This window comes from Aromatoleum tolulyticum (assembly GCF_900156155.1).
GTDB classification, from domain to species: Bacteria; Pseudomonadota; Gammaproteobacteria; order Burkholderiales; family Rhodocyclaceae; genus Aromatoleum; species Aromatoleum tolulyticum.
Genome location: NZ_FTMD01000002.1, coordinates 1 through 13,348 on the forward strand (window position 1 = coordinate 1; position 13,348 = coordinate 13,348).

14 protein-coding genes are annotated in these 13,348 nt (G+C 58.4%); 13 read left to right on the forward strand and 1 reads right to left on the reverse strand.

The genetic code is table 11. The features are described 5' to 3' along the window. Window positions 1-264 (reverse strand): transposase (locus BW991_RS02560; RefSeq protein WP_139335883.1); only part of this gene is annotated, 264 nt, incomplete at its 3' end. 526 nt (window positions 265-790) lie between these two features. Between BW991_RS02560 and BW991_RS02565 the strand changes: the two genes are divergently transcribed. From BW991_RS02565 to BW991_RS02625, 13 genes are all read left to right on the forward strand, one after another. Further along, window positions 791-1,465, forward strand: coding sequence for a PEP-CTERM sorting domain-containing protein (locus tag BW991_RS02565; protein WP_212566848.1), 675 nt, complete (start codon window positions 791-793; stop codon window positions 1,463-1,465). A 240-nt stretch (window positions 1,466-1,705) separates the two neighbouring features. After that, window positions 1,706-2,065: a PEP-CTERM sorting domain-containing protein gene (locus tag BW991_RS02570; RefSeq protein ID WP_076600545.1), complete on the forward strand. Its 360-nt coding sequence runs from the start codon at window positions 1,706-1,708 to the stop codon at window positions 2,063-2,065. Between the two features lie 139 nt (window positions 2,066-2,204). Further along, window positions 2,205-3,158: an EpsD family peptidyl-prolyl cis-trans isomerase gene (locus BW991_RS02575; protein ID WP_076600546.1), complete on the forward strand. Its 954-nt coding sequence runs from the start codon at window positions 2,205-2,207 to the stop codon at window positions 3,156-3,158. 61 nt (window positions 3,159-3,219) lie between these two features. Then, window positions 3,220-4,056 carry a polysaccharide export protein EpsE gene (gene epsE / locus BW991_RS02580; RefSeq protein WP_076600547.1) on the forward strand — a complete coding sequence of 279 codons (837 nt, stop codon included), beginning with the start codon at window positions 3,220-3,222 and terminating at the stop codon, window positions 4,054-4,056. 55 nt (window positions 4,057-4,111) lie between these two features. Then, on the forward strand, window positions 4,112-5,455 hold the full coding sequence (gene epsF, locus BW991_RS02585; protein WP_076600548.1) for a chain length determinant protein EpsF: 1,344 nt from the start codon (window positions 4,112-4,114) through the stop codon (window positions 5,453-5,455). 7 nt (window positions 5,456-5,462) lie between these two features. Further along, window positions 5,463-6,335, forward strand: coding sequence for a chain length determinant protein tyrosine kinase EpsG (gene epsG / locus BW991_RS02590; RefSeq protein ID WP_076600549.1), 873 nt, complete (start codon window positions 5,463-5,465; stop codon window positions 6,333-6,335). A gap of 10 nt (window positions 6,336-6,345) precedes the next feature. Beyond that, the gene (xrtB, locus tag BW991_RS02595) at window positions 6,346-7,260 is read left to right on the forward strand and encodes an exosortase B (protein WP_084204928.1); all 915 of its coding nucleotides are present in this window, start codon (window positions 6,346-6,348) and stop codon (window positions 7,258-7,260) included. After that, entirely contained in the window at window positions 7,257-7,973 is a 717-nt protein-coding gene (gene epsI / locus BW991_RS02600) for an exosortase-associated protein EpsI, B-type (protein ID WP_076600550.1), read from the forward strand. Before xrtB ends, epsI begins: the two co-directional genes overlap by 4 nt. Beyond that, window positions 7,970-9,478, forward strand: a complete 1,509-nt coding sequence (locus tag BW991_RS02605) for a lipopolysaccharide biosynthesis protein (RefSeq protein WP_076600551.1) — start codon at window positions 7,970-7,972, stop codon at window positions 9,476-9,478. The genes epsI and BW991_RS02605 overlap by 4 nt, the downstream gene beginning before the upstream one ends. Further along, window positions 9,475-10,308, forward strand: coding sequence for a polysaccharide lyase family 20 protein (locus BW991_RS02610; RefSeq protein ID WP_084204929.1), 834 nt, complete (start codon window positions 9,475-9,477; stop codon window positions 10,306-10,308). The genes BW991_RS02605 and BW991_RS02610 overlap by 4 nt, the downstream gene beginning before the upstream one ends. Further along, complete coding sequence (locus BW991_RS02615; RefSeq protein ID WP_076600553.1) at window positions 10,305-11,810, forward strand: hypothetical protein; 1,506 nt, start codon at window positions 10,305-10,307, stop codon at window positions 11,808-11,810. The genes BW991_RS02610 and BW991_RS02615 overlap by 4 nt, the downstream gene beginning before the upstream one ends. 187 nt (window positions 11,811-11,997) lie before the next feature. Continuing rightward, window positions 11,998-12,264 carry a hypothetical protein gene (locus tag BW991_RS24420; protein WP_342066914.1) on the forward strand — a complete coding sequence of 89 codons (267 nt, stop codon included), beginning with the start codon at window positions 11,998-12,000 and terminating at the stop codon, window positions 12,262-12,264. A gap of 2 nt (window positions 12,265-12,266) precedes the next feature. Further along, window positions 12,267-13,343 (forward strand): glycosyltransferase family 4 protein, encoded by a 1,077-nt coding sequence (locus BW991_RS02625; protein ID WP_084204931.1) that lies wholly within the window; start codon window positions 12,267-12,269, stop codon window positions 13,341-13,343. Window positions 13,344-13,348 lie beyond the last annotated feature (5 nt).

The window sequence follows — 13,348 nt, forward strand, 5'->3', positions numbered from 1 at the left end:
AATGTTGTAGTCGAGCTGCTCGCAAAACTGCCGATCCGAGCGAATGGAGTACAGCGCGATCAGCAATTGCCCCTTGAGCAGGCGCTCGGGCGGGATCGACGGCCGTCCGACACTCGAATACAGCGCATTCAGATCCGCCGAAATGGCTGCGAGCGCCCGATCGGCGAGCTTCTTCACCCGCCGCAGCGGATGATCCGCGGGCACGCGCGACTCGGGCGAGAAGTAATGGAACATCGAGGACTGGGGATCGAGTTGGCCGCGCATCGCTGTCAGGACGGGAGTTTCGGGAATGCCTCTATGACAATCAACTCGTCAGTTCGTTCACTGGGTTTTGCATCACCCTGTTAGGGTGCGGGGAAAGCTCGAATGGTTGACGCGCGACTATGGAGGGGACCCGTTTGCGTCGGTGGCACCCGACCGGGATGACAAATCACGCGCAGTGAGCGTCGCGTTCGAGTGGAGCCCCGTTCGCGCAGCGGTACTCCGCTTAGGCGCGCGAAGTGAACGGCGCTTCGCATCGGCAGCTGCGCCAGGATATTCCGCGGAAGGCGCGTTCCTTAGTGCAAAGTTTCGGTTCTGAATGCAAATATATGTCATATGGCTGATGCGAAGCAGTCATCTGCATGACAAAATGTTATCCGCAAATTACGAAGAAACTGACGGATGACTGGTTGTGGTCCCGCGAACGACGGCAAGGCGTGCGTCCTCGCCTCCCGCAGTCGTGCCGTCTGCAGTTCCTGGTTGATTAACCGGTTCATGGCAAAGCGAGGCAATCTGGATGGCGTTGAAAATGAAATCCCTCGTCGCGGCGCTGACGAGCGCAGTAGTTTCGGCAAGTGCGAATGCCGCGACGATCAGTCTGAACGGAGACGGTTTCAGCGTCTCCTGGGACGACTCCGTTGCAAGCCTCTTTGGTGTCCCGACTCTCGTCGGAACCAATCTCATCTTCAGCCCCACGAGCTTCGGCGTCTCGTCCATTACAAATGCGTGGAGCGCCCTGGCCGGCACATTCAACCTGACCGTGTCGGCCTGGTCCGGCTACCAGCTCGACTCGGTTGGCTTTGTCGACGGGGGAAGCTATGCGCTGCTGGGGTCTGCCGCGAATACGGCAGTGGGGACGAGCCTGTTCGTTACGCCGAATGAGAGTGCCGGGGTAGCGACGTTCTCCGGAAGTTCGAGAGCATCCGGCAGCGCTATCGGTTATGGAACGTGGACCATTGGTGAAGGGGAAAGTCCGGAAGTTACCGGTTTGGCCGCTCAGTCGGCAAATGTGGGGTTGTCCGCGTTTCTCGCCGCCAATGGCGGAAGCGCCGACAATTTTGCCTCCGTAAATGTATCGACCGCCAAGCTCTCCTTCGGCGTCGTACCGGTTGCGCCTGTACCCGAGCCCGAGGCATACCTGATGCTGCTCACGGGCCTCGGCATGGTTGGCATCATTGCCCGCCGACGGTCTGCGGTCCGCTAGATCGAAAGGCAGGACGTCCCCCGGGGCGACCCTTCGTCCCGGGCGGTGCGAGCGATCGAAGCTTGATCCAGATCAGTATCGCTTCATCTATTTTGAGTAAGACGAAACAATATTGCATATAAATATGTAAAATGTTGTTTCGTGATGCCGCATGTCCGCGGCCTCGTCGTGAAACGGGGTCTGTGCAGCGCGAAATCGCGTCCTTGCCGAGTTAGTTGGGTTTGTGGAGAAAGTTTGCGGATGAAGCTGAGACAGGTGGTGGTCGGCGTAGTGGGGATCGTGCTGGCCGGAGGTGCTTTCGCCGATGCGAACGGTAACTCGGGTATGGAAAACGCTGCTTTCAATGCGGTGATTAACTCCAGTGCAACAGGGCAGGGTGGCGGCGTCGTGTCGAGCTTGTCGGTGCCGGGGAGCTTCGGGGCGGAAATCGGTTCTGCGGTAAGCGGGCTTGCCACCGGTGCTGGCGGGATTTCGGTAGCAATTGCGGCGGGGGGAAGTCCGAACATCATTCCGCCGGTTCCGGAGCCTGATGCCTACGCAATGCTTCTGGTCGGCCTCGGCATGGTGGGTGTGATGGCGCGCCGGCGTAGCAAGCACTGACCACGTCGCGCTTTGCGCTCGGCGCCGTACGGCACGTCCTTTTGTCGCGACTTCCGAAATCGGCGCAACCGACAGGCACATCAAGTTCGATTCTGCGGCGCGCTGCCGCCCCTGCGGTTCCGACTATTGCTTCGACACGATGAAACTCTTTGCACGCTCTTTGGCGCTTTCATTCGCGCTCGTCGCTCTTGCGGGATGCGGAGGACGAACCGAGTCGCAGCCCGCATCGCAGGTCGCTGCGCGTGTCGGTTCGTACGAAATAACCGTGCATCAGGTAAGCGCCGAACTCGCACGACTCGGTAACGCTGCGGGCGATCAGGTCAAGCAGGCGGGAGCCCTCGCGCTCGAACGGCTTATCGACCAGGAACTGATGGTTGCGCAAGCCGAAGAGCAGAAGATCGACAGAGATCCGGCAGTGATGGCAGCCGTGGATGCTGTTCGCAGGGAAGTGCTTACGCGTGCATACGTGGAGCGACTGACTGCCCAAGCCTCGACGCCGAGCAGTGCGGAAGTTCAACGCTTCTATATCGAAAACCCCGAACTCTTCAGCAAGCGACGCGTGTACGCCCTGCGCGAGCTGCGCGTATCGGTTCCCGTCGGCCGTGAAAGCGATGTTCGGACGGAAGCCGACAGGGCGGCCACTCTGGATGAAGTCGCCGTCTGGCTGCGGCGAGAGCACATCCCGTTCAAGTCAGATTCAGGAGTGAGACCCGCTGAAGACTTGCCTCTCGATGCGCTCAAGCGATTGGCCGTGATGCGTGAGGGACAGCTCGGTGTGCTGTCCTCGCCAGGATCTCTGTTGATCGTCCAGCTGGTTGGTGCGCGAGAACAGCCTGTCGACGAGACCTCCGCTGCACCCCTGATCGAGCGCTATCTCACCAATCACATGCGGGAAAAGGTCGCGCGTGAAGCCCTGCGTGATTTGCGCCAGCGCGCTGTAATCGAATATGTCGGCGAGTTCGATCCGCGGGTTCGCGCGGCGGACTCTCATACGGCGGAAGCCGCCCCCCCGTCCGGGAACCCGGCAACTCCTCCTGCCACGCAAGCACTCAGCCCCACGACGCTCGACAAGGGCGTCGGCGGGCTACGGTGATGACATGCGCACCCGCGCGTGTCCAGAAACCTCGTCTTTTTTTCCGTACCCAGGAACACGCATGAGCCACCGGTCGCTTACGGCAATCATTCTCCTCGTTCTGTCACTGTTGTTCGCATTGGGTATCGTTTCGCCCGCGATGGCTGAAATTTCCCGCGATGTTCCCGCTCAGTCGGGCGACTACGTGCTCGGGCCGGGAGACGTGATCCGCGTTACCGTCTACCAGAATCCTGACCTCACGACCGAGGCACGCGTGTCCGAAGGCGGGCTGATCAGTTTTCCTCTGCTCGGCAGCGTTGCGGTCGGTGGTCTGTCGGCAGGCGCCGTCGAGCGCCTGATCGAACGGCAGCTTCGCGACGGCGGGTTCGTCCTGCAACCGCAAATCAGCGTCCTGACCATGCAGATGCGCGGCAATCAGGTCTCCGTGATCGGCCTCGTCGGTCGTCCGGGGCGTTATCCGCTTGAAACCAACAATCTCCGCCTTTCGGATGTCCTCGCCACAGCTGGCGGAATTGCTCCTACCGGCGCGGACACCGTAGTGCTCGTCGGCGTTCGCGACGGTAAGACGATGCGGCGCGAAATCGATATTCCGGCACTGTTTCTCAAGGGGGGCGAAAGCGACCTTCCTATCACGGGCGGAGACATCCTCTACGTACAGCGCGCCCCCACGTTTTACATTTACGGCGAGGTCCAGCGCCCTGGCGCCTTCCGCCTCGAGCGAAACATGAGCGTCATGCAAGCGCTCGCGACCGGGGGAGGCATCAATCAGCGCGGAACCCTGCGTGGCCTGCAGGTCCACCGGCGCGATCCCGAAGGACGGCTCGAAATCGTCGAACCTGCACTCGAAGACCTGCTTCGTCCGGACGATGTGATCTACGTTCGCGAAAGCCTCTTTTGAGACCACCATCAGCAGGCGCCAAGCAAGCGCCCCGACTCTCGCGGAAGACTCTCGAATGACTTTCCACCAGTTTCTCCTGATCCTGCGTGCGCGCCGGATCGTTGTCGCCGGCGTGCTGGGCGTGGTCATCGTCACCACACTACTGGTGAGCCTGATTATCCCGCGCCAATACACGGCAGAAACAGCGCTCGTGATTGACGTCAAATCGCCTGATCCAATCGTCGGTGCCGCGCTTCCGGTCCAGATGATGGTCGGTTACATGGCGACCCAGGTCGATATCATCAATTCCAATCGAGTTGCCGAGCGTGTCGTCGGACTGCTCAAGATGGACGAAGCCCCCTCGGTCCGCGAGCAGTGGCAGGCCGATACCGATGGACGTGGCGAACTTCGCGTATGGCTTGCGGAACTGCTGCAGAAGAAGCTTGTTGTGCGGCCGTCGCGCGAAAGCAATGTGATCACGGTCGCCTTTACGGGTAACGCCCCCGACTTTGCCGCGGCGGTGGCAAATGCTTTCGCGCAGGCGTATATCGAGGTCAACCTCGAGCTGAAGGTCGAGCCCGCGCGACAATACGCCCGTTGGTTCGACGAGCAGAGCGGTCCGCTGCGTGAAAAGGTCGAGGCCGCGCAAAAGCGTCTCTCGGATTACCAGCTGCGGCACGGGATAGTTCCGGCCGACGGGCGGCTTGATGTCGAAAATGCGCGATTGGCTGAAATCTCCAGCCAACTCGTTGCCGCCGAGGCACAGCGCATGGACAGCCGTTCCCGCCAGAGTCAATCCGGTTCGGCGGAAACCTTGCCCGAGGTGCTTCAGAGCGGTCTGATCCAAGGGCTGAAGGCCGAACTCGCGCGTCAGGAGGCCGCACGCGAACAACTCGGTTCGCGCGTCGGCAAGAACCATCCGGACTACGCCCGGATCGAAGCTGAAATCCGTTCGCTGCGCGAGCGTATCGGTGCTGAGACCCAGCGTATCGCCAGTTCGATGGGAACGGCAACGCGTGTGAACGTGGCCCGTGAATCGGATCTGCGTGCTGCGCTCGAAGCGCAGAAGAAACGTGTCCTCGAACTGCGCGAAAGGCGCGATCAGATCGCGGTCCTGCAACGCGATGTCGAGTCGGCGCAACGTGCCTACGACCTCGTCGCCCAACGTCTGACGCAGGCCAGCCTGGAAAGCCGGACCCAGCAGACCAATATCGCGGTGCTGGCGTCGGCTAAGGCGCCCGTGCAGCATTCCAGCCCACGCACTGCGCTGAACCTCGCGCTAGCCGTCTTCCTCGGCACGCTCCTCGGCCTCGGCTCCGCGCTGCTGCTCGAACTCGTCGACCAGCGCGTGCGTGGTCCTGAAGACATTGAGCAATGCGCTGCTGCGCCGCTGCTCGGCATCATCCCTTCCCGCGCGTGAGCCCCCCATGAACGCACCCATCAGCTCCAAGGACCTCGGCCACGCCGAACGCTCGATCGGCGCCATACTCATCGACGCCGGTCGCCTCAAGCTCGAGGATGCCGAGAAGATCCTGCGCTTGCAGCGCGAAGGTGGCCTGCGCTTCGGCGATGCCGCATGCAAGCTGGGCCTCGTCACCGAAGAGGATATCCAGTTCGCACTCTCGCGGCAGTTCGACTACCCATACCTGCAGCGTGGGGAGAGCGGTGTCGCAGACGAAGTCATCGCCGCGTACAACCCCTTCCATCCCCAGGTCGAAGCGCTGCGCGCCGTGCGCAGCCAACTCATGCTGCGCTGGTTCGCCCCCGCCGCCGGCCGCCGTTGCCTCGCCATCGCCAGCCCCTGCCGTGGGGAAGGGCGCTCCTGGCTCGTCGCGAATCTCGGGGTCGTCTTTTCGCAGCTCGGCGAGCGTACCCTCATCATTGACGCGGATATGCGCAATCCGCGCCAGCATCTACTCTTCGGCGTCGATAACCGCATGGGCCTTTCGGCAGCGCTGTCCGGCCGCGGCGGTGCAGAGATCGTGCGCCGTGTGCCGGCACTGGTCGACCTCTCCGTCCTGCCCGCGGGCGCCACGCCACCCAACCCGCAGGAGCTGATCTCCCGCCCGGCCTTTGCCGCGCTCCTCAGGCAATACGCAGAGGACTACGACGTCATTCTCGTCGATACCCCCGCCGCAGGCAGCACCGCCGACACCTTCACCGTCGCCGCCCGCGCGGGCGGCACGCTGCTCGTTGCGCGCCCGCATCTCACGCGCACGGCCGCACTGCGCAACCTCGCGGGCGAGCTGCACCAGGCCGGCATCACGGTCGTCGGCAACGTGCTCAACGACGCCGGCTGAGGGCACCCCGATGAACCCGCCTGCGCCCACCGAAACAGTGGAAGACCTCGCGCCGGCGCAGGGGGCTGAACCGTGCGCCCCCTGGTTGATCGTACTCGCGGGGTTGTGCTTCCTGTATGTCCCCAGCTTCATCGACCTCTTCAAGGGGCTGTGGAGCACCCCCGAACAAGCGCACGGCCCCATCGTGTTAGGCGTATCCCTGTGGCTGCTGTACCGTCAGTGGCCGGCGATGCTCGCGCGCAGCGCGGGCCGGCGTTCTTCCGCCGCAGGCTGGCCTATCTTCATCATCGGCCTGCTCCTCTACGTGCTCGGCCGCTCGCAAGACATCCTCATCTTCGAAATCGGCTCGCACATATGGGTGCTCGCCGCGGTCGGTCTTATCCTCCGGGGTACAGCAGCGGTCAAGGCGCAGTGGTTCGCGCTGTTCTTCATGATCTTTATGATCCCGCTGCCCGGCGCGGTAGTGGACGCCGTCACAATGCCGATGAAGCTCGCGGTGTCACATGTCGCGGAGGCCGTCCTCTACTGGGCCGGCTACCCCATCGCCCGTAGCGGCGTCATCCTCCAGATCGGCCAATACAAGCTCCTCGTCGCCGATGCCTGCGCCGGCCTGCACACGCTCTTCACCCTGGAGGCCATGGGGCTGCTGTATCTCAAGCTCACCCATTCGAATTCGGCGCTGCGCAACACGCTTTTGGCCATCCTGATCGTCCCGATTTCGTTCACCGCGAATGTCATCCGCGTAATGGTGCTCACGCTGATCACCTTCTATTACGGCGACGCGTCTGGGCAGGGGTTCATGCACGGGTTTGCGGGGATGGTGCTTTTTGTCAGTGCGTTGCTGATCATCATTGCTGCGGATTCGCTACTGCAGATGGTTGCGGCAAGCGAAAGAACATCCCTTGCGAATGAGGTTGCTGCATGACTTCATGTCGCCTTAAGGCACTAATTGTGCTGACCTTGATGTTGGGTGCTGCCGGTTCTGCAATTGCGCTGAGGCCATCGGTGAAATTTTCGGAGCCAGTCCGGAAAATTGAACTTGAATCACTTATCCCGAAGGAGTTCGGTGAATGGAGCATTGATGGCTCCATAGTGCCAGTCATCCCTGCGCCTGATCTCGAAGAGAAGATGGATAAAATCTACGCGGAGACGGTGACGCGTACCTACGTAAATGCCGACGGTGAGCGCGTAATGCTCTCGGTCGCTTACGGGGTGGACCAAACAGCCCGTTTGCGAGTGCATAGGCCTGAGTCGTGTTACACGGGGCAAGGATTTTATGTCAAACAATTTGGCAATGGGTATATCAAGTCTGCTGCCGGTGTAATCCCAGTCAAGCGCTTGGTTGCGCAACAAGGAAGCAGGCATGAACCCATCACCTACTGGATTCGGGTCGGTGGCTTCACCGTTACCGGACTGATTGGCCAGCGTCTGACTCAGCTTCGGTATGGCCTTACCGGAGAAGTACCCGAAGGATTGATCTTCCGAATGTCGACCGTCGTCGACAATGCGCGATCAGCTTACGCGATCCACGATCAATTTGCTGAAGACTTGATGCGAGTACTGCCATTGGGTGCAAGGTCTGCCCTCGTCGGAAATATCCCGTTCGGATCTGGAAATGCGCGAGATATAATCCGATGAGCGCATATTCGGTTCAGGCATTTCGACGAAGCATTGTGCGGTATACCAGTGGGCGAGTGCTTAACGCGCTTACGGCATTTGTTATCTTTGTGTGGGTCGCACGGTATATCACCGAGGTTGAGTACGCCAAATATGTTGCAGCCTTCGCCATTCTTGAGTTGGGTTTGGTGGCATTTGGATTTGGCATGGAATGGGTCACTGCGGTCTATATTCCGCAAGTTAGGCTGAAGGCAAGTGGCAGGGACTTAGGTCGTTTTGTCTGGGAATGTGCGGGGATTCAGATTGCAGCCCTCGTTGCGGGTGCTCTCCTTATGATCTTGTTTGCGCCGGCCTTGGCAGGCTGGCTCCAGATGAAGGACGCTACGAACGCCCTCCGGATTTACGGCATGGTCATGCTCGTCGAAGGTTGCAGTCGAGTCTTTCGGGATCAGTTGCTTTCCTGCTTGTTGCTGCAAGGTGCTGCACAAACGAGTCAGATGCTGCGCAATTTCGCAATGCTTGGGTTTGCCTACTTACTGGCGACCGAGGTCGAATGGCGATCGGCTTCGACCCTTGCCTTGGCGGAATTGTGCGCCAGTGGGCTGAGTTTGGCGTTTGCAGTCGGGTGCCTATATCGTTACTTGCACCGCGTTAGAGATGGGGCAGCTGAGGATGTCCTGTGGCGCCCGCCGGGCTGGGGAAGCTTGTTGCGCTCAGGATGGAATGCTTGGCTCAGCAACCTGGCAAATCTATGCTGGGGAGGGCAGATTGTTATCCTTATTGCAACTCGGTTTATGGGGCCGGAGGCGACGGCGGCCCTCGGATTCACTCGAAATCTTGCGGAGCAAATACGTCGGTATATGCCAATGGAGTTTATGTTTGGGGTTGTTCGTACAATACTGGTCGCGCGATTTGTTGAAGACGGAGACGCGAGGCAACTTGCCGTCAGAGTGAATCTGATGTATCGCGCTAACCTGCTGTTCCTGTTGCCAATACTGGTGCTGGCGGTATGCCTTGGTGCCGAAATCAATGGTCTCTTCAGCAACGGGCAGTATGCGTCGGCACGTTGGTACTTGGTGGGATGGCTTGTTGTGCTACTGGTGTGGGCACATCACCGAGGTACTGACTTGCTGGCCCATGCGTTAGGTCGTTCAGATCTTTGTCGAAAAAGCAGTCTGCGACTGCTAGTTACACCCTTACTTATTTTGGCGGCGGCATTTCATCAGGTGTGGTGGCTCTTGTTTCTAATTCAGGTTGTAGCGGAGATGGTCTATACGTTGATGGTCGTTGTGCCGCTGAAAATTTATCGCCCGAATTGGACCGCGATTGGAAAGTTGATCGGGGTTGCCCTCTCGGCGTGGCTGCTGCTGAGTTTGCCTATCTGGGGGGGCATAAAGGTTAGCTTGGTGCTTCAGACGACTGTAGCGTTTTTTGTAGTTCTTGGGCTGGCCGTCCTTGTACGGGTGTGGAGCCCCGAGGAAGTCGCTCTCGCCTTTCGAGGCGCGGTGATTAGCGATTCGAAGTGATATCACGATCAGAAAACTATCAAAAAGTTCTGTTGGCATTCGCCTTTAGCGTTGCGTTCACTCCCGCATTCGCGCAGGTCGACCGGGCACGGGGAAACGCCGCAACGCCAGCCAACTTCGCTTCAAGGTACGCATTACAAACTTCCCACCCCGAAAATCTCACTTGGACTCCGGATCCGGCCAGCAGTAAACGCATGGTTCTAAAGGCAATCGTCCGAGATACCGATCAAAAGGTCTTTGGCGGGCTGCGCACGGAAATCGTTCCCCTCAATGAGTATGTACGGGAGGGCGTTCGTTGGTACGCAATCAGCGTCTATTTTCCAGAGGACTGGATCTTTCATCCGTATCCCGTGATTGTTGGGCAACTACACACTAGCCAAAAAGGCCGCACGCTATCGCCGCCGCTTGCGTTCGTCGTCCATGGGCAAAATCTCGATCTTGAGTTGTATGCCAACCACCGCCTCGTAGATGACGCCACCCAGCCGAGTCGAGAAAACTCGGCGCGTCAACTGATTCGTCTGGCTAGCATCATGAAGGAGAGTTGGTACTGTTTCGTAGTGCGCGCGGATTGGTCGCGACGGCTTGGGGAGGGATCGATCAAGATCTGGATGAACGGTGACAAAGTCTATGAGAGCTACAACCTTTATAACCAGTACGAGACCTGGCTCGGCAATTACCCTAAGGCGGGGCTCTATGTGCCAGGGATGATGGGCGTGAAGGAACGGATGCTGCTCCTCGATTTCATCTATTTGGGCGGGCCGCGAACCGGGTATCAGGAGATGGCAGCGCTAACGCCATGTGCTGGTGCGAAGGTGGAGGACGCAGAATGATCTTGTCTTCTTTGGCAATGAGCAGACCCGACAATACACGACTGGCAGCAGTGCTCCTAGCCGTCGCCGTTTTGCTGGGAGTACTGGTTGCGGTTGAATTCTGGACAGTCCTGGCGGTTGCCGTTGGTGTGATCACTATCATTCCAGTGATGTTCTTGATCGGGCGAGATGCGCGTGATCGGCGGGGGTGGCTGCTTGCCGTCGGGTGGGCGGTAATGCTCGTGACAACCGCGGCGCAGAATGTCACGGCAATGCCGATCGGGTACGTTCTAGAAGTGCTTTTATTGTTGTATTCCATGAATATCGTAGTGACGTTTTGGCGTCAACTGCGATTCGATAGAACGCTTCGGGTATTGGCGGTTTTGTTTATTGGGTACTGGCTGGCGAGCATTCTCAGTACACTGACCGGTCGTTCTCAGCTAGTCCCTGCGATATGGCAGCTGCAGTACAACTTGAAGTGGCCTTTCATGTTCGGGCTGGGCTTTTTGGTTATCTGGGGGGCTTTAGTCGAGCGTACGCTCAAGCGGATTGTCCAGTATTCGTGGATTGGGATTGGCGCTTGCGTTGCCGTAGAAATCGCGTTCCCGGGCGCGCATGCCGCGGTGTTTGGCCCTCCGCCCGACCTGCATGGAAACCCCCTGCTGGGTGTCGGCTTGCGCTACCGTGGCCCGTTTGCGCACTCCGGGTATCTGGCAATCACCAGCGCGTTCTTGGCATCGGCTTCGTTGGCGTACCTCATACAATTTTTCGGCCGCTCATGGTTTCTGCTGACCGGGGGCTACTTCTTTCTGCTGCTGCTTTCCGGGCAGAGGCAGGAGCTACTGGCCTTTGTGATCGCCTGCCTCGTTCTCGGTCTTGTCGTTAGCTGGCGATATAGAAGCCTTGTCCTCGTTGGATCACTTGTTGTCGTGGGCTTGGGCGTCGTAGGGCTAATCCACGTCGATCACGTTCCGATGGGGGAGACTCTGGCGCAATGGGGGGGCTTGGCAGGACGAGCGGATCTTTCGGAGCGAGCGATCCTTACTGCCAATGGTCTGGAAGTTGCGAGCCAGTACTTTCCTCTTGGCTCAGGTTTGGGGACGTACGGCGGTGCAGGGGCGCAGAAATTCGATCAGAGCTTGTTCGTTGAACTTGGCTTCGGGCGCTATTGGTGGTTTCGGGACGGACGCTTCCTGGTCGATACTTTCTGGCCAGGAATCATGGCAGAAGCCGGCTTCATCGGTGCTGCTACGCTCCTGCTCACCTTGCTGGTTCTCTGGTACAGCCTGTTCCGCCGGGCACTTACTTGGCGGAACTCGACTACCGCCGCGCCATGCCTGATCGCGCTGGCTGGATTGACGCTGTTGCTCGCCAACTCGCCGTCTTCCGGCGCACTTACTGATCCACGAAGCTGTTTCCTGTTCTGGGTATTGATGGGTGCGGTATGGCGGGTAACAGGATCTGAATTTTCCGTCGGGCTGCAAACTGATGATAAGAAAAAAGGGATTTTGCATGCCAATTAGGTTGCACCGCGTCGCGTATTGGTGTTGGATGTGTGGAATTCCACTCATTCCTAAAATTATCAAGATTGTGAACCGTTTGGTGTTTTCGGTTGTTCTTCCTCCCTCAGCGAAATTGGGGGAGGGAGTGCTACTCAGTTACCACGGCCTCGGTACAGTGATTCATCGTCGTGCGGTAATTGGAGATCGTGTGATTATCGGTACTGGCGTGACAATTGGTGGCCGCGCAGGCCATCACGAGGTTCCTATCATTGGTAATGACACAATGATTGGGTCAGGGGCAAAACTGCTAGGCCCGATCCGCATTGGACGATTTGCGTCGATTGGTGCGAATGCCGTGGTGTTGTCCGATGTGCCGGACTTTGCTGTGGTAGTAGGTGTGCCGGCGAGAGTTGTGAAGTTTCTGACTCCGGATCAAGTTCCGGATTATTTCTCTTTCAGCTCGGACAGGACATAAAAATGGAGCGTTCAATTGTCATGGTCGGGGATAACATCCTCGGGCCCGGTGGAATTGCTTCTGTTGTGCGGACATATCGTGATATTGGTTTTTTTGATAGAGCAAATGTTATTTATCTTTCTAATTACGATAGCCCAGGAGTCCGCAGACAGCTCAGCGTAATGGTACGTACGTGTCTGGCCATCTTGGCGATGTGGCTTAATAATCAGGTTGCGCTTCTGCACGTGCATGCCGCCTCGCGTGGCAGTTTTTGGCGCGCAGCGATTATTGGCTGGTTGGCCAGATTGATTCGCATCCCTTATGTAGTTCACGTGCATAGTGGAGAGTTCATCGTTTTCTTTGAAAAAGAATGCGGTCGATTGGGGAAGGCTCTTGTTCGATCAACTCTATGCAGGTCGGCAGGAGTGATTTGTGTCACTCCAGGGTGGAAGTCCAAACTGGCAACCATTGCACCCGACGGGCAGTACGCTTGTTTACCAAATCCAGTTGTGGTTCCTGAGGGAGTGCCGCCCCGCGTTGACGCTCGTTCGCCCCGTTTGCTGTTTCTAGGGCGTCTTACTGAAAAGAAAGGTTTGTTCGACCTTTTTCAGGCGATCCCTTCGGTATTGGCTAAATTTCCGGACTTGATTTTGGTTGTTGCCGGTGATGGAGATAGGGGAAGAGCGGAACAAGCTGCCAGAGACTTGGGTATCGAGAACTCAGTTGTCTTCGAAGGATGGATCGATGGAGTGCGAAAAGATAGCTGCTTGAGGGAGGCGTCTGTCGTGGTCTTGCCGTCTCATTTCGAGGCATTTGGTGTCGCGATTCTTGATGCAATGGCTTGCGGAGTTCCAGTCGTTGCTACGCGAGTGGGCGGGATTCCTGAGGTTATGGTTGATGGCGTCCATGGCTATCTCGTTCCGCCTCGCGACCCTGTCACCTTGTCAGCGAGACTGATCGCACTCTTGGGCGACAAGGAAGGAAGGTCTCGCATGGGGATGGCTGGATACCACCATGTTCGGAGCAACTATTCCGCACAACAAGTCACGAGGTCATTGACCGAATTCTATGTGGCACTTTCTTCTTCTGTTGAGCGGTGACCGGT